23 protein-coding genes, 1 tRNA gene and 1 pseudogene are annotated in these 25,025 nt (G+C 31.2%); 7 read left to right on the forward strand and 18 right to left on the reverse strand.

The window, feature by feature from the left end:
- Positions 1–38: 38 nt before the first annotated feature.
- The 5 genes from A9G12_RS04905 to A9G12_RS04925 all read right to left on the reverse strand — a co-directional run bounded on the left by A9G12_RS04905 (position 39) and on the right by A9G12_RS04925 (position 5,630).
- Positions 39–887: a helix-turn-helix domain-containing protein gene (locus A9G12_RS04905; protein WP_065564760.1), complete on the reverse strand. Its 849-nt coding sequence runs from the start codon at positions 885–887 to the stop codon at positions 39–41.
- 320 nt (positions 888–1,207) lie between these two features.
- A complete protein-coding gene (gene iolE / locus A9G12_RS04910; RefSeq protein WP_065564761.1) occupies positions 1,208–2,107 on the reverse strand; it encodes a myo-inosose-2 dehydratase in 900 nt (299 codons plus the stop codon).
- A gap of 124 nt (positions 2,108–2,231) precedes the next feature.
- Positions 2,232–3,251 carry a Gfo/Idh/MocA family protein gene (locus A9G12_RS04915; protein ID WP_065564762.1) on the reverse strand — a complete coding sequence of 340 codons (1,020 nt, stop codon included), beginning with the start codon at positions 3,249–3,251 and terminating at the stop codon, positions 2,232–2,234.
- A gap of 30 nt (positions 3,252–3,281) precedes the next feature.
- Entirely contained in the window at positions 3,282–4,115 is an 834-nt protein-coding gene (locus A9G12_RS04920; protein ID WP_065564763.1) for a TIM barrel protein, read from the reverse strand.
- An 81-nt stretch (positions 4,116–4,196) separates the two neighbouring features.
- Positions 4,197–5,630, reverse strand: coding sequence for a sugar porter family MFS transporter (locus A9G12_RS04925; protein WP_065564764.1), 1,434 nt, complete (start codon positions 5,628–5,630; stop codon positions 4,197–4,199).
- Between the two features lie 541 nt (positions 5,631–6,171).
- Here A9G12_RS04925 and A9G12_RS04930 point away from each other — a divergent pair.
- The 3 genes from A9G12_RS04930 (at position 6,172) to A9G12_RS04940 (ending at position 9,844) form a co-directional block, all read left to right on the forward strand.
- The gene (locus tag A9G12_RS04930) at positions 6,172–7,521 is read left to right on the forward strand and encodes a GntP family permease (protein WP_065564765.1); all 1,350 of its coding nucleotides are present in this window, start codon (positions 6,172–6,174) and stop codon (positions 7,519–7,521) included.
- A 24-nt stretch (positions 7,522–7,545) separates the two neighbouring features.
- The gene (locus A9G12_RS04935) at positions 7,546–8,706 is read left to right on the forward strand and encodes an iron-containing alcohol dehydrogenase (protein WP_065564766.1); all 1,161 of its coding nucleotides are present in this window, start codon (positions 7,546–7,548) and stop codon (positions 8,704–8,706) included.
- A gap of 289 nt (positions 8,707–8,995) precedes the next feature.
- Positions 8,996–9,844 carry a MurR/RpiR family transcriptional regulator gene (locus A9G12_RS04940; RefSeq protein WP_065564767.1) on the forward strand — a complete coding sequence of 283 codons (849 nt, stop codon included), beginning with the start codon at positions 8,996–8,998 and terminating at the stop codon, positions 9,842–9,844.
- A gap of 145 nt (positions 9,845–9,989) precedes the next feature.
- Here the strand turns inward: A9G12_RS04940 and A9G12_RS04945 are convergent, their stop codons facing one another.
- Complete coding sequence (locus A9G12_RS04945; protein WP_065564768.1) at positions 9,990–10,751, reverse strand: DeoR/GlpR family DNA-binding transcription regulator; 762 nt, start codon at positions 10,749–10,751, stop codon at positions 9,990–9,992.
- A gap of 401 nt (positions 10,752–11,152) precedes the next feature.
- Here A9G12_RS04945 and A9G12_RS04950 point away from each other — a divergent pair, with 401 nt between their 5' ends.
- Entirely contained in the window at positions 11,153–12,574 is a 1,422-nt protein-coding gene (locus A9G12_RS04950; protein ID WP_065564769.1) for an MFS transporter, read from the forward strand.
- 353 nt (positions 12,575–12,927) lie between these two features.
- On the opposite strand, the gene A9G12_RS04955 is transcribed toward A9G12_RS04950, so the two are convergent.
- From A9G12_RS04955 to A9G12_RS12485, 7 genes are all read right to left on the reverse strand, one after another.
- The gene (locus tag A9G12_RS04955; protein WP_081299665.1) at positions 12,928–13,698 is read right to left on the reverse strand and encodes a DeoR/GlpR family DNA-binding transcription regulator; all 771 of its coding nucleotides are present in this window, start codon (positions 13,696–13,698) and stop codon (positions 12,928–12,930) included.
- Between the two features lie 109 nt (positions 13,699–13,807).
- Entirely contained in the window at positions 13,808–14,851 is a 1,044-nt protein-coding gene (locus A9G12_RS04960; RefSeq protein WP_065564771.1) for an alcohol dehydrogenase catalytic domain-containing protein, read from the reverse strand.
- A gap of 7 nt (positions 14,852–14,858) precedes the next feature.
- The gene (locus tag A9G12_RS04965) at positions 14,859–15,869 is read right to left on the reverse strand and encodes a Gfo/Idh/MocA family oxidoreductase (RefSeq protein ID WP_065564772.1); all 1,011 of its coding nucleotides are present in this window, start codon (positions 15,867–15,869) and stop codon (positions 14,859–14,861) included.
- Between the two features lies 1 nt (position 15,870).
- Positions 15,871–17,253 carry a PTS fructose transporter subunit IIC gene (locus tag A9G12_RS04970; RefSeq protein WP_065564773.1) on the reverse strand — a complete coding sequence of 461 codons (1,383 nt, stop codon included), beginning with the start codon at positions 17,251–17,253 and terminating at the stop codon, positions 15,871–15,873.
- A 3-nt stretch (positions 17,254–17,256) separates the two neighbouring features.
- Entirely contained in the window at positions 17,257–17,691 is a 435-nt protein-coding gene (locus tag A9G12_RS04975) for a PTS sugar transporter subunit IIA (protein ID WP_065564774.1), read from the reverse strand.
- Positions 17,692–17,702: 11 nt separating this feature from the next.
- On the reverse strand, positions 17,703–18,380 hold the full coding sequence (gene deoC / locus A9G12_RS04980) for a deoxyribose-phosphate aldolase (protein ID WP_065564775.1): 678 nt from the start codon (positions 18,378–18,380) through the stop codon (positions 17,703–17,705).
- A 264-nt stretch (positions 18,381–18,644) separates the two neighbouring features.
- A complete protein-coding gene (locus tag A9G12_RS12485; RefSeq protein ID WP_255306535.1) occupies positions 18,645–18,779 on the reverse strand; it encodes a hypothetical protein in 135 nt (44 codons plus the stop codon).
- 283 nt (positions 18,780–19,062) lie between these two features.
- Here A9G12_RS12485 and A9G12_RS04985 point away from each other — a divergent pair, with 283 nt between their 5' ends.
- Positions 19,063–19,290 (forward strand): MerR family transcriptional regulator, encoded by a 228-nt coding sequence (locus A9G12_RS04985; protein WP_065564776.1) that lies wholly within the window; start codon positions 19,063–19,065, stop codon positions 19,288–19,290.
- Here the strand turns inward: A9G12_RS04985 and A9G12_RS04990 are convergent.
- The 5 genes and pseudogenes from A9G12_RS04990 to secG all read right to left on the reverse strand — a co-directional run bounded on the left by A9G12_RS04990 (position 19,277) and on the right by secG (position 22,534).
- Positions 19,277–19,924 (reverse strand): LemA family protein, encoded by a 648-nt coding sequence (locus A9G12_RS04990; RefSeq protein ID WP_065564777.1) that lies wholly within the window; start codon positions 19,922–19,924, stop codon positions 19,277–19,279. The two genes, A9G12_RS04985 and A9G12_RS04990, sit on opposite strands and share 14 nt — an antisense overlap.
- Before the next feature lie 323 nt (positions 19,925–20,247).
- Positions 20,248–20,764: pseudogene (locus A9G12_RS04995) on the reverse strand (O-acetyl-ADP-ribose deacetylase).
- 43 nt (positions 20,765–20,807) lie between these two features.
- Positions 20,808–21,581 carry a hypothetical protein gene (locus tag A9G12_RS05000; protein WP_065564778.1) on the reverse strand — a complete coding sequence of 258 codons (774 nt, stop codon included), beginning with the start codon at positions 21,579–21,581 and terminating at the stop codon, positions 20,808–20,810.
- A gap of 486 nt (positions 21,582–22,067) precedes the next feature.
- Positions 22,068–22,152, reverse strand: a tRNA-Leu gene (locus A9G12_RS05005).
- A 7-nt stretch (positions 22,153–22,159) separates the two neighbouring features.
- Positions 22,160–22,534: a preprotein translocase subunit SecG gene (gene secG / locus A9G12_RS05010; protein ID WP_065564779.1), complete on the reverse strand. Its 375-nt coding sequence runs from the start codon at positions 22,532–22,534 to the stop codon at positions 22,160–22,162.
- A gap of 177 nt (positions 22,535–22,711) precedes the next feature.
- On the opposite strand from secG, the gene thiI reads away from it, so the two are divergent.
- Together thiI and A9G12_RS05020 are read left to right on the forward strand one after the other, a co-directional pair.
- Positions 22,712–24,160 carry a tRNA uracil 4-sulfurtransferase ThiI gene (thiI, locus tag A9G12_RS05015; RefSeq protein ID WP_065564780.1) on the forward strand — a complete coding sequence of 483 codons (1,449 nt, stop codon included), beginning with the start codon at positions 22,712–22,714 and terminating at the stop codon, positions 24,158–24,160.
- A gap of 130 nt (positions 24,161–24,290) precedes the next feature.
- Entirely contained in the window at positions 24,291–25,022 is a 732-nt protein-coding gene (locus A9G12_RS05020) for a response regulator (RefSeq protein WP_065564781.1), read from the forward strand.
- Positions 25,023–25,025: the final 3 nt, after the last annotated feature.

Genomic DNA, 25,025 nt, shown 5'->3' on the forward strand with positions numbered 1-25,025 from the left:
AACATATTATCTAAAATTTTAGAAAAGAACTTATTATATTAAAGCTTAATATTTTCTCTAATTTTTCTTTCATCTGATGGTGATATGCCAAAATTTTTTCGATAACATTTAGCAAAGTAATCACTATTTAAAAAACCACAAGATAAAGATATTTCTGTAATCGAATCATCTGATTGTTTTAATTTATCTCTTCCTGCTAACACTCTTAGACGGTTTAGATAATTAACCGATGATAATCCAGTTAATTTTTTTATTTGTCGATTAATTGTTTTACTCGACATGTAAAATTGTTCAGATAATTTTTTCCAGTCAATATGTTCGCAATAATTTTGTTGTAAATATCTTAATAAACTTCGGATCTTATATTGTGTACTATTTTTTGGATATCGTTTTTGACTAGTAATCATGATACTAATAATTTGAATAAAAAAAGCTTCAATTTGTAACAAATAAGGTGAATCACTTGATACTGTGTTTGACATATAGATTTGATGTATTTTTTTAGCTAAATTTATACATTTCTCTTTATCTTCTGTTATTAACCAAATAAATGGAGAACTTTTATTTACCAAAAATTGATGCAAGATTAAATCTAGATTTTTTAGATAATTAAAAGATTCATTAGGGTTAATCAAAATATTCATTAATTTTAATGTACCAAGTTCATTATAAAAATGCCGGTCATCTTTAAGAATAAAAAAAATATCTCCTTCTTGTATAAAATAAAGTTCCCCATTTAGAACATGAACACCATAACCTTGATCTACAATAACTAATTCATTAAACTGATGATTATGTTCTCTATCTTTTGTTTCAGGATCAGTATAGGTAAAAGCTAGAAGATCTGTTTCATGATTAAAAAATTGTTTAATGGTGAGTAATTCCATAAAACAAAGCACTCCAAATTATAATAAATTAAATTGAAATGAAGAGAGCAAAAAATTCAAAACCATTTAACAATATAATTAATTGTTATGTATTTTATAAATTTATATATTCTTGTCTTCTTATTGTAAAATAAAGAAATTCATTTCTGTGTACTAGATCAAATAAAAAAATTATTTTTTCAATATTGTGATAAACGCTATATTTCATATTTTTTAGTTGTAAAATTAAAATTGTATTGTCAGTTATTATGAGTGGAATATTCTTCTTAGGTAAAGAAGAATATTCTTAGTTAAGAAAATTAGAGCTGCGTTTTATTAAATTAAATTCCTGTATTCTCCTTAATATATTTACGCCCTTTAACTGCATAATCAAAAGGATTAGCAATTGAGGGATCTTGCTCTGCTTCTACTACCATCCACCCTTGATAACCGGCTTGATCCAAAATAGCAAAGACTGGTTTGAAATCAATAACGCCATCACCAGGAACAGTAAAAGCCCCTTTTCTAACACCGTCTAAAAAACTTAGACCTTTAGCTTTAACTTCTTCAACAATAGAGTCTCGAACATCTTTTAAATGTACATGTACAATACGTGTTATATATTTTTCTAAAATAGATAGCATTGCTTTTTGTGATCCTTCAGAATAATAAGCATGGCCTGTATCAAATAAAAGATAAACATCATCATTAACTTCCTCCATATAACGATCAATTTCATCTGTTGTTTGAATTGCTGTTCCCATATGATGATGTAAACAAACTTTCATTCCTTTTTCTGCTGCTAATCCAGCTATTTCATTGTAACCATCAGCAAGCAAATTCCATTCTTTGTCGGAAAAAATTCTTTTATCTTTACCAAAAATAGGTTTTTTTAACCCTTGGATACTACCACTTTGTTCCGAACAACCAATGACTTTAGCTCCCATTTCATGTAAAAAATTCATTTGGTTAATAAATTCTTTTATAGTTTGATCCTTTTTCCCATCCCCAAAAAATGTACTTGTCCATGCATTACAAATTTGAATACCTCTTGCTTGAAGTTTATGTTTTAATATTTTGGTATCTCTTGGATATTTACCTCCAACTTCACTACCGGTAAAACCTGCTAATGCCATTTCACTGATGCATTGTTCAAATGTATTTTCTTTGCCTAATTCTGGCATATCATCATTTGTCCATCCTATAGGTGCTATTCCTAATTTTATTTTATTTTTATTCATTTTCAGATTCTCCAACAACTTTATTTATTGATAACTCTTTGTATTAGTATTCTCATTTATAAAGAGGTTATGTTTATTAAATTCAGAACCGAGATTAGTAAGTTCTGAATTTAATAATTTGCTTTTATTTTTTTCTATAGAAGCTTGGTGTTGCTGGCATAGAAATATGTTCTTGATTACCTGTTTGCTGTGCTTTTACACAAGCATCTGCAGCAACAGCTGCAGAGTAACCATCCCATGCAGATGCGCCTTGTGTAAATTGACCAGATGTCACATTATTAATAAATGCTTGTAACTCAACATCATAAGCATCAATAAAACGTTTTTTCCAATCAACCAAAATAGCCCTTTGCAAATTACCATCTTTTCTAAATACTACTTGTGTAGGTTCTGGTAATGATGCAATACCATTTTCACCAATTACTTCACACTGTATATCGTAGCCATACATACAATTAACAAAAATTTCGGTATTAATAACAATGCCTTTTGTTGTTTCTAAAATTACCATTTGAGGATCCATCAAATGACCACTGGCTTTAGAAGTTTTTCTTGGATAGATAACCCGTGCTGATTTATAGTCATCATCCAATAACCAACGAAGAACATCTAATTCATGAATTAAGGTATCTACAATTGCCATATCGGTTGTATAACTATCACCAACTATAGGGTTGAAATGTTTACAATTCAAAAGTAGTGGTTGACCTATTTCACCGCTGTCAAGTGCGGCTTTTAATTGGCGATAGGTGCTATCAAACGGGCGCATAAATCCAACTTGAACTAAACGTTTACCATGCTTAATTTCAGCATCAACAATTTTTTTGCAGCCATCTGCTGTTACAGCTAAAGGTTTTTCGCAAAATACTGGTTTACCTACAGCTATCGCTGCCAATACAAATTCCTCGTGAGTAGGGCCCCAAGAAGTTACAACAATTGCATCAACTTCATCTGCATTGATTAGATCATGAGCATTTTTATAAAAATGCGCATTGATACCCATTTTTTTTACTGCTTCTTTAGCGCTAGCTTCATTAATATCATTTACAGCTACAACCTGACTACCGATTAGTTTTTTACTCAAGCGTTCTATATGTTCTTGTCCAATGGCGCCAGTTCCAATTACTCCAAATTTTAATACCATGTTCTTTCTCCTATAACTGCTGAAAAATAATTAATTTAAAATAGAATTGATACTATCATTGATAGCCTTCTCAACATCTGAGGCCGTCCAGCTATCTAATGTGGAAGAGAATGGTTCAAAGGCATAAATACCTTTATAGCCTAATTTTTCAAGCTGAACGACTTGCTCTTTTGATTTTAGTACATCTTTTGGTGACATCATTAAACGTTCTTCATCAGTTAACTGCTCAACAGGACGAGTATCTTCTACTGCGGATAAGTGAACTAAACCTATTTTATTGACATCAACAGTCAAATCAAATGGTTCAACAGGCAAGCACGCTAAATGGTGATGGAAAGTATCTAAAACAAGCTTGAATGGTGATTTAACGGTATCAATTAATTTACTCGCTAAGTTATAAGAACGTAGTGAACTAATAGGGAATCCTAGCGGTTCAACTAAACCTTGAATGCCATATTTAGCAAATAATTCAGTAAAGTATTTAATAGAGTTTGCGGTATCAACTTCACGTTCACCAAAAGAACGCGTATCTGTTTCGTTATATGGGCACATAATGATGGCTTTACAGTTTACTTTTTTGGCGATATCTAACATCTCTTCTGCTTTTTTGGTTAAATCCGCTCTAGCTGAAGGTAAATTAAATGGATAAAGTGCGTTAATAGTTACGACTTCTAAACCATATTTTTTAGTTAATGCATTAAACTGATCTACTGTTAAATCATCTAAAATCTTGCCACTTGGCATATCATTACGTATTTCAACTTTATTTAGTCCACATTTTTGAACAACTTTGAAAAAGTCTTCAATACTTAGTCCTGGCGCAATTTTGCGGTTTATGCAAAATCGATTTTTATCAATTTTCATGATTTTCTCCTTAGTTAATATTCTTTCAATATCAAATTTTATTAAATACAAACACAATTGATTAAAATTATTAAATTCATTTTAGTTTTTACTAAATTTTTCTCTAAAATACTGTTCAATTTGTTCCAAACTTCGTCCTTTTGTTTCAGGAATAAATTTGATAACAAAAATTGCACCTAAAATGCCAATTAAAGCAAAACATAAAAATGCACCAGCTAATCCTAACGAACTTAGTAATGTAGGAAACACTAAAGCTATGATGAAGTTAGTGCACCATAAACCAAAAACTGAAGCTCCCATACATAATCCACGAATACGCATAGGGAATATTTCAGATAGTAATAACCATGTTACTGGAGATAGTGCTCCTTGCTGAAAACATAAAAACATCAACATCCCTAATAAAACCAGGTAACTACGTATTAAGTTTGGTTCGCCAGTAATGGTTAATTCAGGTAAAAAGAAACAAATACCCGTGATGAAAAATAAGCAACATGTACAACCAATTTGACCAACTAATACTAATGAGCGGCGGCCAATAAATCCTAATAGCCATATTCCAACTAATGTCATAACAACTGAAATAACTCCATTAGCAATAGTACAAAATAATGCGGCATTAGTGCTCATTCCACTTGAAGTTAAAGTCATTGGAGCATAATACATAATGGCATTGATCCCTGTTAGTTGTTGAATCATTGCAATTCCGATTCCTAGTAAAAATATTTTCAGTATCCATGGCGTTGCTAAATCTTTGAAAGTACCTTTTTGATTTTTTTCGGATTCTAGTGTTTCTTCAATTTCTAACATTTCCCAAACAACGTCATCTTTAGAACGTGTTTTTTCTAAAACACTACGTGCATTTGCTAATTTCCCCCACATTGCATACCAACGAGGAGTGTCTGGCATCCAATACATACCAATAAATAATAAAACGGCTGGAATACATGCAATGGCTAACATATACCGCCATGTTGTTTCCCCTCCATAAAAAGTATCAAACATATAGTTAGAGATATAAGCAAGTAATTGGCCTGTAACTATCATTAATTCTTGCATAGTCACCAATTGACCACGTCGATTAGCAGGTGCAATTTCAGCTATATAAACAGGAACTACTGCTGCGGCCCCTCCAACACCTAAACCTAGTGTAATTCTTGATAAAAGCATAACTTCTAAATTAGGAGCGAGTGCACAACCAATTGCACCAATAAAGAACAGAACAGATAAATAAAGAATGACGGTTCGACGACCTAATCTATCTGATAAGCGACCAGAACACATTGCACCTATAGCTGCACCAAAGAGTAGAGAACTAGTTACTAACCCAGTTGTAAAAGGAGTTAATCCTAATTCAACATTGATAAATAATAATGCTCCGGCAATCACACCTGTATCGTAACCAAATAATAGCCCTCCTAATGTTGCAATTACTGCAACAATTTTAACAAAGGGTTCCATTTTGGTAGGGCTATTTGGGCCTGAAGCTGGATTTTTTGAAACATAATTTTCCATACTATTTATACCTCTTTTCATTAGATATTATCGATTACATAGTCAGATAAATTCCTATCAAATAAGTCTTATTTAATAAGCAGATAACTAACTATCGTTATTCTCACAACTCTAATGTTTTCTTGACCTTTATACTAAAAAATAAATAGATAAATCGCGCGATATATTTGGACATATTTTGGTTTTATATGGCTAAATTGAAGGCACTAAAAAGTTAAAGTTCACATTTTTAATATAAAAAACTATTGATATTAAAATTGAACAGTTTTAGTAGGACTTATAGTAAATAGTTTTATGAAATTTAAATGTCAACTATTTAATAAATAGAAATATATATTTCTATTTATTATTTAAGCTAAATATCATCTTAGTTTGATGATGTAATGTTATTTAATTAATTTATTGAAATTTAGTGTTTTTTAAATTTATATTAAAATATTAAACATAACTGTTGATGAAATTTATTATTCATAATAATATTAAATGAAATTAATATTTCATTTAATTGCAATGTACATCGCTTTAATAGGGAAACATTATTATGGATTTTTTTGGTATTTTTTTATCATTAGTTTTGCTTATTATTTTGGTCTATAGAGGTGTTTCAATTTTGATTGTTTCGCCATTAATGGCTATGTTAGCGGTTTTGTTTAGTAATGATATGCCAATACTTATGGCATGGACAGGCCCTTTAATGACCGCAACTGCTGGATTTATTCGTGATTATTTTCCAGTGTTTTTGGTCGGAGCAATATTTGGTTTACTAATGAGTAACAGTGGAAGTGCTAAAATAATTGCGTTATGGATCTTGAAATTTATTGGTGCAAAGCATGCATGTATGGCAGTTGTTATAGCTTCCTTTTTACTTGTGTATGGTGGGGTATCTGTTTTTGTAGTTGTTTTCGCTGTATTACCGATTGCTGAAAATATATTCTTAGCAAATAATATGCCTCGTAGGTTAATTCCGGCAACAATTTTAGCTGGTGCTATGCCTGCTTATTCAGCACCAGGTGCAGCTCAATTTATAAATACTATTCCTATTCCTTTTTTTGATACTACAATTTATTCGGGGTTCATTACTGGCACGATTGCTACATTTTTCTGGATTATTATCTCTATTATCTATATGGGATATCAAGTCAAAAAGTCTCATAAATTTTGTGGGGAAGCATTAACGCAAACAATAAACGATACAGAAAATTTATCCGGAAAAAAGACTCCTTCAACGTTATTGGCCCTGACTCCAATTTTATTAGTAATAATACTAAACTACATCTTTACTATTATGTTTGAACAGCCACAGGTAAAAAACTACTTTGCTCCATTTGGTGGAGTTCAGGGAATTTGGCCTATCACAATTTCTCTATCAATTACTATTGTGATCATGTTGTTATTGTTAAGACATTATTTATCTCAACCATTAAAAGATCTTTCGAAAGGTGCTTCTGACTCTTTATTACCTATTTTTAATACTGCGATCCAAGTTGGATATGGTGGTGTTATCAAACAGCTTAGCGCCTTTGCTACTATCAAATTAACTTTGCTGGCTTTAGCAGGACCTAAATTAATTTTAATGACTTTTATTGCAGCGATGATAGCAGGAATGGTAGGTTCTGCTTCAGGTGGTACAGGCATTGTAATGCAAGTATTTAGTACGGAATTTATCCAAATTGCACAACTATATGATTTGTCAAAAGACAATATGCATCGAGTAATTATTTTTGGTGCAAATATTTTAGGTACTTTACCTCATTCGGGTTTAATTATTACTTTACTAGGAATATGTGGTCTCACTCACAGGGAAAGTTATAAACAAATTTTTGTTATTTCAGTAGTATTTCCTTTTTTAGCGACCCTAATATTGCTATTAGGCGTTTATATCGGTTTATAAATTTAATTTTTTAAAGGAGTTATTATGAGTTACAATATTATCCTTCCTAGAATTGTTCATTTAGGAAAAGGTTCTGTAAACCAATTAATTGAGGTGCTTAAAACATTAAAAGTTTCACATCCATTGATTGTTACTGATAAAATTATGGTGCAATTAGGATATGTTTCTCGGTTAGAAAAAATCCTGCAAGAAAAAAACATTACCTATGGTATTTATTCTGATACTATACCAGAACCAACGGCCGCATCTATTACTGCAGGTATTAAACAAGCTCAAGAACACAAATTTGATTCCATTATTGCAATTGGTGGTGGAAGTGTTATCGATAGTGCTAAAGCAATTTCTTTTGTTGCAAAATATGGAGGTAATATTGGTGATTATAAATTTCCATTTATTGTGAAATTTTCTGGGTTACCACTTATTGCTATTCCGACAACTGCAGGGACAGGTTCTGAAGCTACACAAGCAACAGTTATAACAGATCAAAAGAATAATGAAAAAATGTTGTGTATGGGAAACGGTTTTGTACCGGTAGCTGCATTGGTGGATTATGAATTAACCATCACAGTTCCTCAAAGAGCAACAGCGGATAGTGGTTTAGATGCTTTGACGCATGCAATCGAAGCTTATGTTAGTCGAAAGGCTAATCCATTTACTGATATACAAGCTTTAGCTGCTATGAAATTGGTAGCTAGAAATCTACGTATTGTATATAACAATCCTAAAAATATAGCTGCGCGAGAGGCAATGATGCTTGGTTCTCATCTTGCAGGAATTGCTTTTACTAATGCTTCAGTTGCTTTAGTTCACGGGATGAGTCGACCTATTGGCGCTCATTTTCATGTTCCACATGGATTGTCTAATGCTATGTTGTTACCAACAATTACTGAATATAGTTTTCCTGAAGCAAAACAGCGTTATGCAATTTGTGCTAGGACGATTGGTGTGGCAACTGAAGAGGATTCCGACGAAATAGCATGCCAAAACTTAGTTAAAGAACTTAAAGTATTGAATCAAGATTTAAATGTGCCAACACTTAAGGAGTTTGGTGTAAATCAGATAGAATATGAAGCTTTATTACCTATCATGGCAAAACAAGCTATTGATTCAGGTTCTCCTGCAAACAATCCTCGTCAAGCATCATTAGTGGAACTTGTTGAATTATACCGGGCTGTTTATCAATAAATTGAATTGTTTTGTTAAATTCAGAAGTTAATATTTAGTTTAGATGGCATTTGTTGGAAGACTCTGCAATGCCATTATAAAAAAATGTAATACTACTAAAATCAAACCATAGTTTGATGCAGTATATTATTCAATACATTGCTCGGAATGAAATATTAAAAAATGAATAATTTTAACAAAAATTTAAGAATATAAAGTATATTTTTTTATGTCATTACATTATAAATATAGAATAGAATATATATTTTGGATTAGAATAATAATCTTAAATTTTTGAGACTGTTTAATCATGAAAAATAATGACCCTAAAAAACAATTAACTGAATTAAAAGATACTATTCTTGCTCGTTACGATAAACTAAGTAAACGTCTCAAACAAGTTGCTAGATATTTGCTTGATAATAGTAATAATGTTGCAATCGATACAGCATCTTCAATTGCTGAAAAATTAAACATACCGCCCTCGACGCTTATTCGTTTTGCAAATGAATTTGGCTTTAATGGTTTTAACGAAATAAAGCAAATATTTCGCCAATATTATATGGAAAATACTGCTAATTATACTGAACGTGCTCGTTTACTCCGCTCCTCAAGTGATGACATTTTAGAAAACCCCAACGATATTTTAAAAATATCTTCTATTGTTAATAGCCAAGCATTAAATCAATTACAGTCGTACGTTACAAATGAGCAATTAGATAATGCAATAAATTTAATAAAGCAAGCAGAAAATATTTATGTTATTGGAGTGCGTCGTTCATTTAGTTTGGCTGTTTACGTGGTTTATGCATTGCGTCATTTAGGGATAAAAGCTAATCTCTTGGATGGTCTTGGTGGAATGTATATAGAGCAATTAAACATGTGTACAAATAAAGATACGATTATCACTATAAGTTATGCCCCATACGCATCAGAAGTACTAGATATCATTAATGAAGGGACAAAACTAGGGGCAAAACTTCTTACAATTACGGATAGTCAGGTTAGTCCATTAGTCGCTTTCAGTGATGTTAATTTTATAGTTAGAGAAGCTCAATTAAATGGATTCCGTTCGCAAATTGCCTCAATGAGTTTAATCCAGTCATTGATTATTACTCTAGCTCTAGATAGTGCTAATAATCAAAAATTACATAAATAGTCTCATTAGACCTAACTTATTTATTATTAAAGCAAATATATTTTTTATATAAATAAGTTTACCTCTCGTGAATTAATTACCATAAATTTATCAATTAATAAATAGTCTCTAAGTTCAATCTAGAAGATTAAATAGCGTGATTATGTTAATAAATTAATTGAACTCCATTTTGTTTACAGAAAGAAACATAGTTTTCAGGAGGGCGCTCGGAAGTAATGATGCCTTTAATATCTGAAAGTTGAGCATATGTTAATAATGTTGAACTATCAAACTTTGAAATATCAACTAATAAGTACGCACTATTTGCTCTTGCAATGATTTTTTTCTTAATTTCGAATTCTTGAACATCTGAATTGGTAAGCCCATTTTCAATAGAAACAGCTGTGGCAGCCATAAATGCTTTATTAATATTATATTTATCAATAAGATGTACCGTATCATTACCAACAAAAGATCTAGTGGAACTTTTATAAAAGTTACCTAACGTAATTAAATTAATATCCGATCTGTAATCAGCTATATAATTAATAATATCTAAATTATTTGTAAGAACTGTTAATTTAGTAACTCCCTTAGGTAAAAATTTAAGAAGTTCTCTAACTGTGGTTCCAGAGTCTATGAAAATTAGCTCATTGGAGTTAATAAATTCTGCAGCTTTTTCCGCTATCGATGATTTTTCTTTTTTATTTATAATATCTCGATTTTCAAATGGAATTACTTGTTGGTTTTGTGTTAATGAAGTTACTCCACCATAAATTTTTTGTACTCTATTTTGAATAAGCAAAGTATTTATATCTCGTCTTAAAGTACTAATTGAGATATTAAAATGATTACATAACTCTTCCATAGAGCATACACCCACCGATTGAATATAATAATCAATTAAATTTATTCTTTTTTCTTTCATATTAATTTAACCTTATTGGGAACACTCCCCAAAATTTTTGTAATTCTAATGAAAATCTATTAGCTTCTAACATATTTTGATTTAATCAAAAGTAGAATAAATACTCAAATCTATTTAATAGACTGACATTAATTAATATCCTAAAAATAAGTAAAATAATAGCACGCCTACTGTATTTGTTAAAACATATCAAAAATAGCTCAAAACAATTCATTAAAATAATTTAAAATTTTACAAAAAATCAATTAAATAATCTATTTAATTATTATATTACTTTTAAAATCTATTTTATTTCATTAAAATTGAGTTAACATTTATTCAAAATATTGCCATTATATTATCTTAAAATTAACTTAATTATTACTATAAATTTAAAAGAATTGGTAAAGGTTATCATCACGATGCAACATTACATATCATGTTCCAATAGTTATAATATTGGAAAAATAGCTATTTTAATTGCTGCAACATCGTTTATGGAAAACTTAGATGCTACAGTAATAACTACTTCTTTACCTGTAATTGCAGAAAGTTTTTCTGTGCAACCTCAAGATCTATCCATTGGTGTAAGCGCTTATATATTAGCGTTAGTCGTCAGCTTACCCGCTAGTGGTTGGATGATTCAACGTTTTACTGCAAGACGTGTTTTTACTTGTGCTATACTCTTTTTTAGTTTGGCTTCATTATTATGTGCATTATCTAATACATTAATACATTTTGTCTGTGCGCGTTTATTACAAGGTTTTTCGGCTTCAATGATGGTACCAGTTGGGAGAACAGTAGTATTAAAAAGTACAGAAAAAAATAATTTAATAAATATTATTTCAATATTAGTTTGGCCGGGACTAATTGCTCCTGTAGTAGGTCCTTTGATTGGTGGTATTATTTCACAATATTTATCTTGGCCTTGGATCTTTTTATTAAATATACCGTTAGGAGTAATGGCTTTCTTTTTTGCTTTAAAATTGATTCCGAGAGAGCTTATTGACGAACAGCCGTTTGATTGGTTAGGTTTTTTTAGTTTAGGAATAGGTTTATTACTGTTTGTTTATGGTTTAGAGTCTGTTTCCAAACCTAATGCCGAATTAGGTTTAAATTTATTAATTATTTTGGCAGGAATGACATTTCTTATTTTGTCTGTTTATCATCTTAAGCATACTAAATATCCTTTATTCAATTTAATCGTTTTAACAAAAAGAACATTTAGATCAGCAACAATTAGTGGTTCATTATTTCGTATAACCTTAAATAGTGCACCATTTTTATTACCTTTAATGTTTCAAATTTCATTCAATTGGAGTGCTATTAAGGCTGGTTCATTATTATTAGTGTTATTTACAGGTAATATATTGATGAAAACTTTAACAACAAAAATCATACATTGTTTTGGTTTTAAAAAAGTTTTGCTTATAAATGGAGCATGTATTGTATTAAGTTTTTTGTTGTATGCTTCTTTTTCTCCTGATGATTCTTTAATCTGGATTATATGTGTATTATTGTTTTCTGGGGCAGCTCGTTCTTTACAGTTTACAGCTCTAAATACAATGACATTTGCTGAAATAAAGAGTCAAGATATGGCTAGTGCCAATGTTGTCGATAGTGAATTCCAACAAATTAGTAATGTTTTGGCGATTGTGTTTGCTGCATTGTTTCTTTATTTAGCTAGTTTACTTCACGCAAATGATGGAATTAACTTAATAAGAGAAGATTTTCAATTATGCTTCATTTTTATTTGTACATTACCACTAATTGCACTTTTTAATTTTTCTACTTTACCTAGTAATGTCGGAACGAACGTTAGTGGCTATCGAAATAATGCTTAACTAAAAAGAATTTCATAGTATTAATATTAGTCCATACGATTAAAGAAAATTATTATTTTACTTCTAACGATCTCTTGAATCTTTCAATCAGGAGAGCAAGTAATAGTAAGTTTCTATCTGCGCTCTAGGGATATTTTATAATTTGTTATTAAAATTTCTCTAATTATATTAAGTTCTGACCATTTCACTAAGTTAGTTACAATTAACAATTGCCATTTAATAGCAGGCAATGAGTGTGATTTATTATCTGCTATAGATAAAATTTACCAAAACTGGAATTATTTAGTAGAAAAAATGATAAGTTAATTTTTTACTTTTACACAATTAGCAAATTATTTATTAATGTAAACTAGTTATACAATAATGATTGTTAATCCCTTACTTTTAAGTTTAGTAATTACTGGTTCAGGAATTCCCTGATTAATAATAAGGCATTCTATGTCTTTAAAAGAGGCAAATTTTTTAAAGCTATCAAGTCCATATTTAGAACTATCAGTTAACATAAAAACTTCTTTAGACGCTAATATCATTGATTTTTTAATTGCTGCAGTTTCAATATTAGGTGTTGAAAAACCATTCTCTATAGAGAATGCTGAGGTTGCAATAAAACCTTTATCTACAGAATAATCTGATATTGATTGAATTACTTGACTGCCATGTGTATAAGAAAAATTTTTACGAATTTTTCCACCAATAAGAATAACTTCTATATGAGGTACAATTTCCAAAATCATTGCAATCTTTAAATCATGCGTAACAACAGTAAGATCTGTAAAACCTCGTGATGATATCTCTTGTGCTAACGCCCAACAAGTAGTGCCAGTATCTAGTAAAATAGTATCTTTGTTTTCTATATATTCTATGGCTTTTTTAGCAATTTTTACTTTTGAAGCTTCATTTTTACGCGAAGCAGGCAAATCTTCAAAAATTTTCTTCTGATATGGAATTGCTCCACCATGAGTACGCAAAATTCTATTTTCATTCTCTAATTTACGGAGATCTGCCCTTATTGTTGCTCCTGAAACTTTAAAATACCTTTCAAGTTCGGGAACTGAAACTCTTTGTTGAGATTCAACTAGTGTTACAATCTTTTCAAGGCGCTCTTCTGCATATAAATTTGACAAAATATCCTCCTAATATAAAGAATGAACTATAACAAATTTATAAAATATTCCAACTTAATAATAAAAAAGAGGTAAATACTACCCCTCTTTTTTCATTCATTTAATTAACTTAGTCAAACATTATAATATGTTTTAAGCCTTGCGCATTAGCTGCAGCATCTAATGCTACAGTAAAGTCCTCAATAGCATACTTTTGAGAAATTAATTTATTGAGAGGGATTCTACCATTCTCAACTAGTTTTAAACATGTTCTATATTGGTTTATGCTTGCTCGAGTACTGCCAACAATTTGTAACTGTTTATAATGAATAACATTAGTATTCAATGGCACAATTTCCTTTCCTTTCGGAATGCCACCAAAAAAACAAACTCGACCATTCATAGCCATATAATTAAATGATTCTTCTTGAGCTTTTGGTGAAGGTGCGGCAATTATTGCAACATCAATACCTAATCCATCACTTTCTTTATTTATTATTTCAAGTAAGTTAGTAGTTGGTGCTTTTATTAACCATGGTAAAATTTCTTTAGCAGTATCAAGACGAGCCTCTTGTAGATCGGTCATTATCACCTTTGCCGCACCACTAATATTAGCAAGCATTGCATGCATAATCCCAATTGGACCAGAACCAACAATTAGAACAACGTCACCTAATTGGATATTGATAATTTCTTGTCCATTGAAAACACAGCTCAAAGGTTCTATTAATGCAGCTTCTTCATATGAAATATTATCATCTAATATAGAAATATTACCTTGTTGTACTGCTTTTTCAGGTATCACTAAATATTCAGCAAAAGCACCAGGAATATTAATACCAAAAGCTTGGTAGTCATAACATAAGTGAGTATGACCTGATGTACATTGTTTACAAGTACCACACCCCATATTTGGTGCAACAGCAACTCTCATACCTTTTTTATATCCACTTACTTTTATGCCTACATCTTCGATAATACCGGCAACTTCATGCCCCATGATTAATGGATTGCTTTCATTTACATTGTTATAACCATTATTATACATACGAACATCACTTCCACATAAAGAAGCCGCCTTTACTTTAATTAAAACTTCTCTATCATTGATGCTAGGTATTTCAGTGTTAATAAACCGAATATCTTTTTTACCAAATAACATAATACTTTTCATAAATTCCTCACTTTAAATAAACAATTTGTTTTGAAAGATATGATTTAACACCCATGTTGACTAACTCTACAGCTTTTTTACCATCATACCCAGTCACTAAAATTGGTAAATTATTAACAACACAATTAACAAAACTTTGTGCTTCATTGACATAAGCCTGCCTAAATAGATAGGTCCAACTATTCATTGCTGGGCGTTCAATTTTTCCATGTTTACCTGCTACAATTAATGCTTGTTTATGTTGTTGACCAATCATGATATTTCCATGTGTACCTAGTATTTCTACTCTAGCATCATAGCCATATTGAACATATTGAGCTCCTGCAATAGCAGCGATTTTGCCGTTAGCAAATGATAGATTCATACTAACCGTATCATAATAATCGGGGTATTTATCTTTAACTTCAGGCGAGCGATAATTACCTCCAATGGCATACATTGAAACTACTTCACTTTCAAGAAACCAACGGACAGTATCTAAGTCGTGACTATTTACTTCACCGATAGGACCATTACTTTTTTTAATATCAAACATCCATGGTTTAGGATGACTAGGTCCATGAGTCAGTGATTTAACCATTACGACTTCACCTATTTCACCATCATCAACACGATTTTTTGCTTCTTGGAAACTTTCATCGAATCTTCTCATGAACCCAACTTGAAGTTTTATATTATTAATGTTGGCTGCTTCTATTATTTCATCACACTCTTGTACATTCATTGCTAAAGGTTTTTCACATAGAATATGCTTTTTAGCATTGGCCGCGGCTATTGCAATATCTTTGTGAAAAATAGTTGGAGTAACAATAACAACAGCGTCAATCTCTTTATTATCTAGGGCTTCTCTATAATCTTTATAAACATATTTAACATTTAATTCTTGTTTTGCTGCAGCAAGGTTATCATCCGAAGGATCACATATTGCTAATAATTTTGCTCCATTTACATGTGAAGTAAAATTTCTAGCATGAATCATGCCAGCTCGTCCCACTCCTATTAAACAAATATTTAACATATTACCCTCTTTTTATTTTTAAAAATGAAATCAATGTTCCACTGACTAATGTCCCGATTGCTAATGCAAAAATATATTGAAGTACATTTATTACCGCCCCTGGTATCAGGAACACAAAGAAACCGCCGTGTGGTACTGCGATTGCACAATTAAAGAACATGGATAAACCACCCGCGATGGCTGCACCAATCGTAACTGAAGCGAGGACTCTTACTGGATCAGCTACTGCGAATGGAATAGCTCCTTCAGAGATAAATGAAAGTCCAAGCACCCAGGCTGATTTACCAGCTTCAACTTCATCTTTACTATAAAGATCTTTTCTAAGCACTGTTGAAGATAATGCCATCGCTAATGGAGGTACCATTCCAGATACCATTACTGCAGCCATTACAGTACTGGCTCCCCCTAGACTGGTTAAAGAGGCAACACCAAAAAAGTAAGATGCTTTTCCAATAGGTCCGGCAAGATCGATTGCCATCATAGCCCCCAAAATTAGTCCAAGAATAATTGAATTAACACCTGAAAGACCATTTAGCCAAGCAGTTAATGAATCATTGATCCATGTTACAGGGACTCCAATAACAAATTTAAATAATAACCCAACAACTAAAACAGATATAATTGGTAAAATGAGGATTGGTAATAGACCTGCAAAAACTGTTGGTAGCTTAATAGTTCTTTTCAGTAAAAGTATTGTATAACCAGCTAAAAATCCACCAGCTAGCGCTCCCAAAAAACCTGCATTCATGGTAGAAGCCATCATGCCAGCAAGCATTCCAGGAACAAGCCCTGGTCTATCTGCTATAGAAAATGCTACATACCCTCCTAATATTGGCCACATTAATCCCATGGTAATTTGACCAAATGACATAACTGAAGAGGCAAGTTCACCTTCTGCATTTATACCTCCTAATGCAAATGAAATGGCTATACACAACCCACCAGCGACAACAAATGGAATCATATACGATACCCCTGTCATAAGATGAGCATAAATACCTTGTAAAGTTTTTTTGCTCGTTGGTTTAGTTGGGGAATTTGTGTCATTTGAAATTTCAATATTTGATAGTTTGGCTTGGTATATAGGAGCTTTAATTGCTTTTTCGATTAATGCGTCAGGATTTTGAATAGCTTCATTAACATCAACCGATATTAATCTTTTGCCAATAAATCGGTCTTTATTTACTGAAGTACTAGCCGCAATAATGACAAAATCTGCTTTATCAATATCATCTTTAGTTAGAACATTTTCCGCACCAATTGAACCTTGAGTTTCAACTTTTATTTGATATTTTTTTTCTTCTGCCGCAATGATTAATTTCTCAGCAGCCATATAGGTATGAGCAATTCCAGTTGAACATGATGTTATCGCAATAATTTTCATAATCTATTCCCTCTCTATAATTGTTAGAACCTCATCAACGGTCTTTGCTTGTAAAAGTGCTTGTCGAATATTTTCATGCATTAATTTGCGAGAAAGTTGACTTAGTATTTTTAAATGTTCATCATGAGATGATTCTGGAACAGCAATCAAAAATAACAAATGAACAGGTTGACCATCAGTTGAGTTATAATTAATCCCTTTTTTACTACGACCAAAACATAAGCTACTTTTTTTAACACTATTAGAGCGTCCATGAGGGATGGCTATTCCCATACCAATACCTGTTGTAAACTCCTCTTCACGCTTCATTACAGCTTGTAAATATATCTGCTGATTTGATACACGGTCTCGTAATAAATCAGCAAGTTCTTTTATAGCTAAATTTTTTTCATTTGCTTTCATATCGAGTATGACAAGATCTTTATTGATTAAATCCATCTTGAACCTCTTTATTGATTAAACTCGTTTATGATAGCAATACCAGAACTAGTACCTAGACGTTCGGCTCCAGCCTCAATCATTTTAATTGCTGTTTCCAATGAGCGTATTCCTCCTGCGGCCTTAACTTTTACATCATTGCCGACAATTGATTTCATTAATTTAATATCAGAAATCGTCGCTCCACTTGTACCGAATCCTGTTGAAGTTTTTACAAAATCTGGTCTTATTTTTTTTGCTATTTTGCACACATTTATTTTCTGTTCATCATTAAGATAGCAATTCTCTAAAATGACTTTGCATATGACGTTTGATTTTCGACAAACATCGACAATTTCGACCATTTCTTGTTCTATATATTGCAAATTACCATTTTTTAACTCTCCAATATTAATGACGTAATCAATCTCATCCGCTCCATTAATAATTGCATCTTGAGTTTCAAATGCTTTCACTTTGATTGATGTTTGACCTAAAGGAAAACCTATAGCAGCGCCAACATGGACAGGGGAGTCTTTTAAATATTCAGCACATAATTTCACTGGCGATGAATTAATCGCAATCATTTTAAAACCGTAAGAATTAGCTTCATCACAAAGTTTTTTAAATTGTTCATTAATTGCATCTGCTTTTAATAATGTATGATCAATCATATTTGCTAATGCTTTAGAGGTTAAATGTGTTTTCATAAACTTCTCCTTTTATTTGTATTCATATATTTTTATTTAATTTCATTTATGGCTAGTTTAAATCATTTTTTTAATAAATGAAAATAAATAATGAATACAAGTCGCTTAAATAAAAATCCAGAAGTATTTGCATATCTTTTTAAAGCGTGTTCTGAAAGGAAAAGGGAAGGGGAAATATTTAGTTTTTATGTTAATACTAATATTGAAATATAAAGTACTAACATCAATTAAGAATTAGTTAAAAAAAGATAAAAAAATATCATTCTAATTTAATGCTTTTATCGCTTCTAGCGATTGGTGATTTTTTTGCATACTTTCTAGGTCTTGCCACCATATTTCAGCCATACCATTAAAATAAAAACCTTGTGCTTGACGACTTGTTTGAATAGTTTTATCCAAACGAGGGTAATAATTTGGGACGGTTTGTACATAATTTAATAATATTTAATATATTTTGTAAAGATGCAACTAGTGGTGCATGGTATTCATTCTAATAATGATCAAATTGTTCATAGGTAATTTGGGGCAGACGTTTAACTATCACTGTTAATTTAATCATGACATTCTCTTTAGTTTATAATTGATTGCAATAATGATAAAGTATGACAGTAGTGTTAAAGTCAATAAAGAAAATGGTTATAAAAATAAGCGTGTTAGCAAAACAAAGTGAAATTAGTCCTAAATGTTACGTTATTATGAACAAGAACAGTTATTAGATTTTGCTCGGAGTCTAAATGGTTATCGAGTATATCAACAATCAGATATAGAAAGAGTAAAAGTAATAGTAATAGATCAACTTAATAATGCTGGATTAACACTAAAATTAATTTTGCTTAAATATAAAAAATACCTTACTAGAAGTACAAATAGTAAAGTATTCAATGTTAACAAGATAACTATTCTTGATTAAGATTTTGTTGGTCTTCTTCTAAACTTTTGCTAGTTTTATCTTTAATTTTTTTTACGCTTTCTGTAGCTACCGAAGCCATTCTTCCCATTGTATCTCTTAATATTTTGCCATCGTCAGTTTTAAATGAGCTAAGTTGATCCATTCCTGTTTCATCAACTTCAAAATAATTAGCCTCAACAAATCCTAACTTGTTAGCGTAGAATAAATGTGGAATACTTCCACGTGTAGCATTATATGTTTGAACTGCTGCGTTATAAGCTTCTCTTCTGGTTAATACTGTATTTTCAATTTCATCAAGTTGAACCATCAATTGTTGGTAAGTTGTATTAGCTTTTAAATCTGGATAACGATTTGCTAACATTTGAACATTGCCAATTACATGTGAAGCTTGTGATGCAGCTGTATTAGCTTGTGTAATACTATCACTCTCAGTAATTGTAAGGTGGGTTAGTTTTTCATGATCACCGTAGCTAAGTGCTATATCGGAAAGTCTTTGGGCAATATCATATTTTTTCTTTATAGTGGCATAGATATTAGCTTGTTTTTGTTTTACATTCTCAGCTAGACGTCTAAGTTTGTTATATGCAAAGAATAACCAAGCTAAAATAATAACGATAATTGCAGTGAGTAACATAAATTTATAACCTTATTAATAATCGAATACTTATTATTAAAATGTACGATGCTCAAATTAATCCACCAACACTATCACAGCTAATTAATCTATAATTAACTAATTTTAGAGGTGTTTAAGGCATTCATACACTGGATATATTTGATTCTGTTAAGAACTTAACAGTCAATTCCTTAATATAGTTTTACACAGTAGCATATATTTTTAATTCATACAATCTAATATCAAATCAGAATTCCCATTAAAAACAGTTTATTAACTTTATTAATTTGTCACATGGTAGTTAATATATGTTTCGTTATTATTGGCACTAAATATGGATTCTAAATCATTGATTGGTAAATTTGATAGTTTTCAATGTCAAAACAGACAATGTTCACTTTCAAAATTGTTGAAAACCGTACTAAACATGCCTCTATTGTTTTTAAGGCTAGTTGTGGCGCTTTCTGTTTAGGGAAACGGTAAATACCAGTACTGATATTAGGAATATGATATACTGGCAATATCATATTGAGAAGCCAGTTTGAAACAGCTTATATACGCCCGTTTTAATAATTCTTCTTCATCATTGTTACCATTATTCCAGCGAGGACCAACTGTATGTATTACATATTTAGCCGGAAGGTTACCTGCAGTTGTGATAACGGCTTCACCTACTTTACAACCACCTTGTTTAGCTCTAATTTTTATACACTCTTCAAGAATAGTTTTACCCCCAGCACGGTGTATTGCACCATCAACGCCACCACCGCCAAGTAAAGAAGTATTGGCTGCATTGACAATAACATCTACAGGGATTTTAGTAATATCGGCTTGAAGTAACTCAATGCGATTGTTCATTTTATTTCTCCTATATAGATGATCTCTATAAAGTAAACAACATTTACCAGTATTCTATTTCTCGAGTGATTATAGTTGGAGACTTTTGACCTGATTCTGAGTGGTCAACAAATCCTTTTGTCCAGTCACCGAATTGATTATAATTAGTAAAGGTTGTTTTTGATTTAATTGTGCGATCTGGAAATTTAGCCCAAGTCGTTAACGTTGATATTCGATTTAGCTTATCATAACCGTATCCTAGCTCTATAGAAAATAATTCAGCACCATATTTTCTAAAATAAGAAAATGTCTTATAGGTAATTAAATCATTTTTCCAATTAGCTTTACCCTTTATTAAAAAATTTCCTAATTGAGTCTCATTAGAAACCAATTTATCATTGTCATAAAAATTAAAACTATTATAAGGAAGTTGTTCAGATTTTCCATCTTCAGTAGCTACACCAATATATGCGATTTCTTTACCCATTGAATCAAAAACAACATGACCACTAGCATTCGTTCTAAATAAACTCGAATAGTAATTAAAAGTTTTATTTTGATAGTTTTTTTTACTTCGATCATTAAAAATTTTTATATCACTAACAGCATAAGTTAATATACATCTACCTTGTTTGTCATATTTATCCGTAATGGTTCTTTCTAATTTATCATCGACTTTTAATATTAAAATTTGTTTTTTGATATACCTAGAATAAGGTGCATACTCTGGTGAGCTATTATTTAGAGTTTCAACTCTATTAAATTCAACTTTGTTATCACATCCAACTAAAGTTATAACAAACATACCTATTAAAATAACTTTATATATTATTTTCATCCTTATCCTTTACCATATAAAATATACAACCATCATATTTTTATATAATTAACTGTATAGTAAGCAAAATAAAATTAATTATCTATTTGTTTTCATTTATTGCGTAATTTAATGATGCACTAAAGCCAATCAAGGACAATGGATTATTAAGTCTTGTATTTCGGACAGAATCAATTCTCAGCCCCATTAGATCTAATCAACAAATACGTATCTCCACCGTCAAATATTGAGTAGTCATTTATAATGAAGCTTACTAGCTTTAATTTGCGTATCTGTAAAAGGGGGAAGTTTAGCCATAATTATTGCTTTTTTAAGTATATGGTAAATAGATATATTCGAAATGTATACCTAATCGTATATCTAAAAAATGTGGTTGTAAACGTATCTTACTGATGCTTACGAAATAGCAAAATAGGCTTTAAGCCTTATTTATACTAGTTTTGATGTGCTTTAAAGAGTTTTAAAGAATGTTACTGATTATTGATTTGGTGCCGTGGGCGGGACTTGAACCCGCATGCCCTGAAGCACTACCCCCTCAAGATAGCGTGTCTACCAATTTCACCACCACGGCGCCGTTTTTATTCCGGAATATCAGATGTTGGATTTGTGGTATTCGGTTGTGTAACTGGAGCTGTTGCAGGTTCAGCTTGATTGGTATCTTGCTGAGTAGTTACAGGTGCACCTTCTTCAATATTATTAAATTCACCACTTGATGTTTTATGGCTATGACTGCCTAAATTTGATAAAACAATACTTAAGACAAAAAATAATATACCTAAGATGGTCGTAGTGCGAGTTAAAAAGTTGCCACTGCCTGATGAACCAAATAAAGTCGCTGATGCACCAGCACCGAACGATGATCCCATATCAGCACCTTTTCCGCGCTGAATTAATACTAAAACAATTATCACAAGAGCGATAACTAAGTAACCTACAATTAAAAGTTCGTACATTTCAACCTGTCAATTTTATATGTTATACAACAGAATTTATTGTTGCGAAATATTAGCGAAAGAGCGTCCAACAAGCAAGTAGATTTTCGGATTTTCTGTATTTCTCCTAATCAATTGTGCGTTTTTACCGAAAAATTAGTATAATGTTGCCATTTTTAGTATAAAACATTTAGATCTATGAAATTTATTGTTAAGCTCTTTCCTGAAATTACCATCAAAAGTGATTCTGTTCGTTTACGTTTTATCAAAATATTAACTAGCAATATTCGGAATATTTTAAAACATCATATCGATGAAGTTGCTGTTGTTCGTCATTGGGATTTTATTGAAGTACGTCCAAAAATTGAAAATAGTGAAACTCAAATTTTAGAACTACTAACCCGTATTCCTGGTATTCATCATATTTTAGTCGTTGATGAGTTAACTTTTATTGATTTGCATGATATTTATACACAAGCATTAGATTACTATGCGCCATTAATTGAAAACAAAACTTTTTGCGTCCGCGTTAAACGTAGAGGGAAACACGATTTTACTTCAATTGATGTTGAACGTTATGTGGGGGGAGGGTTAAATCAGCATGTTGCTTCAGCAACAGTTAAATTAACTCACCCTGATTTCACCGTCCACTTAGAAATTGATAAAGACAAGTTGCTATTGATAAAAGGGCGTCATGCAGGAATAGGCGGCTTCCCAACAGGTACTCAAGAAGATGTTATTTCACTTATTTCAGGTGGATTTGACTCGGGTGTTTCGAGCTATATGCTAATTAGACGTGGGTCACGAGTTCATTATTGTTTTTTTAATCTTGGTGGTAAAACTCACGAAATAGGTGTAAAACAAATGGCTCATTATTTATGGGAACGCTATGGTAGTTCACATAAAGTACGTTTTATTGCTATTGATTTTTCTGATGTAGTGGGCGAGATCCTTGAAAAGGTTGATGACGGTCAAATGGGTGTCATTTTGAAAAGAATGATGATCCGAGCTGCGTCAAAAATAGCTGAGCGTTATAAAATTGAAGCTTTAGTTACCGGAGAGGCCTTAGGACAAGTATCCAGTCAAACTTTAACTAATTTAAGGTTAATTGATAATGTTAGTGATACATTAATTTTACGGCCGCTTATCACACATGATAAAGAAACTATTATTAACCTTGCTCGCCAGATTGGTACTGAGGATATAGCTAAAACCATGCCTGAGTTTTGTGGTGTGATCTCTAAAAATCCTACAGTAAAAGCGGTTAAAGAAAAAATAGAAATAGAAGAGCTTAATTTTGATTTTTCAATATTAGATAACGCAGTTGCTAAAGCAGAAAATATTGATATTCGAGAAATAGCTAAACAAACGAATACAACTATTTCCGAAGTCGAAACTGTAACAACACTTAAACCAGATCAGATCATCATAGATATTCGTTCTCCGGAAGAGCAAGAAGCTCAGCCTCTCAAATTAAATGATGTTGAAATTAAGCTAATTCCATTTTATAAATTAACAACTCAATTTGGTGATTTAGATCAATCCAAACAATATTTACTTTATTGTCACCGAGGCGTAATGAGTAAATTACAAGCGCTTTACCTGATTGAACAAGGATTTTATAACGTTAAAGTATTTAAAGATTAGCTTCTCGTTCATGAATTTATTATGTAGCTAGTACTTTTTTTATATATTATTATAACTTAATAAGTTAAGTCTTTATTTGTAATTGGATAATTATAAATACTGATAAATTAATAAGTCGAAGAGGTTTGTAATGAACAAATTACTTATAGTTGATGATGACCCAGAAATCACCTCTTTATTGAGTGAAATATTAGAATTAGAAGGATTTGCAGTAGAAACTGCTAATAATGGAGTACAAGCTCTAAAAAAGTTTGACAGTACTATTGATCTTATTCTATTAGATATTATGATGCCCGAAATGAATGGGCTTACTATGTTATCTGAACTTAGAGCTAAATTTACTGTACCAGTCATTTTTCTAACCGCTAAAGATAATGTATCTGATAAAATCATTGGTTTTGAACTCGGTGCTGATGATTACATCTTAAAGCCATTTAATGATCGTGAACTTGTTGCACGAATTAATGCCTTATTACGTAGAACTCATTGGGATAATAAAGAAAATGGCAGTATAGATAAACCAGTTCAATACACTATTGATAAATTAACTGTTAATCGAATTAAGCAATCAGTTTACTTTGATGAAAGGTGTATTGAATTAACTGGTACAGAATTTCAAGTTTTACTTACTTTACTAGACAATGCGGGTAAAATTATTTCTCGAGATACATTATGTGAAATTGTTTTAGGTAAAGAATTTACCCCTCTAATTCGTTCAATTGATGTTCATGTATCAAATTTACGCAAAAAACTGCCTTTACGTCGAGATGGATTACCTTGGATTAAGACATTACGTTCTAAAGGCTATCTGTTTATTGTGGATCATAATGACGATGTTGAACAAAACCAAGATTTTTATTAACTA

This window comes from Gilliamella sp. wkB112, from assembly GCF_001690685.1.
GTDB classification, from domain to species: Bacteria; Pseudomonadota; Gammaproteobacteria; order Enterobacterales; family Orbaceae; genus Gilliamella; species Gilliamella apicola_J.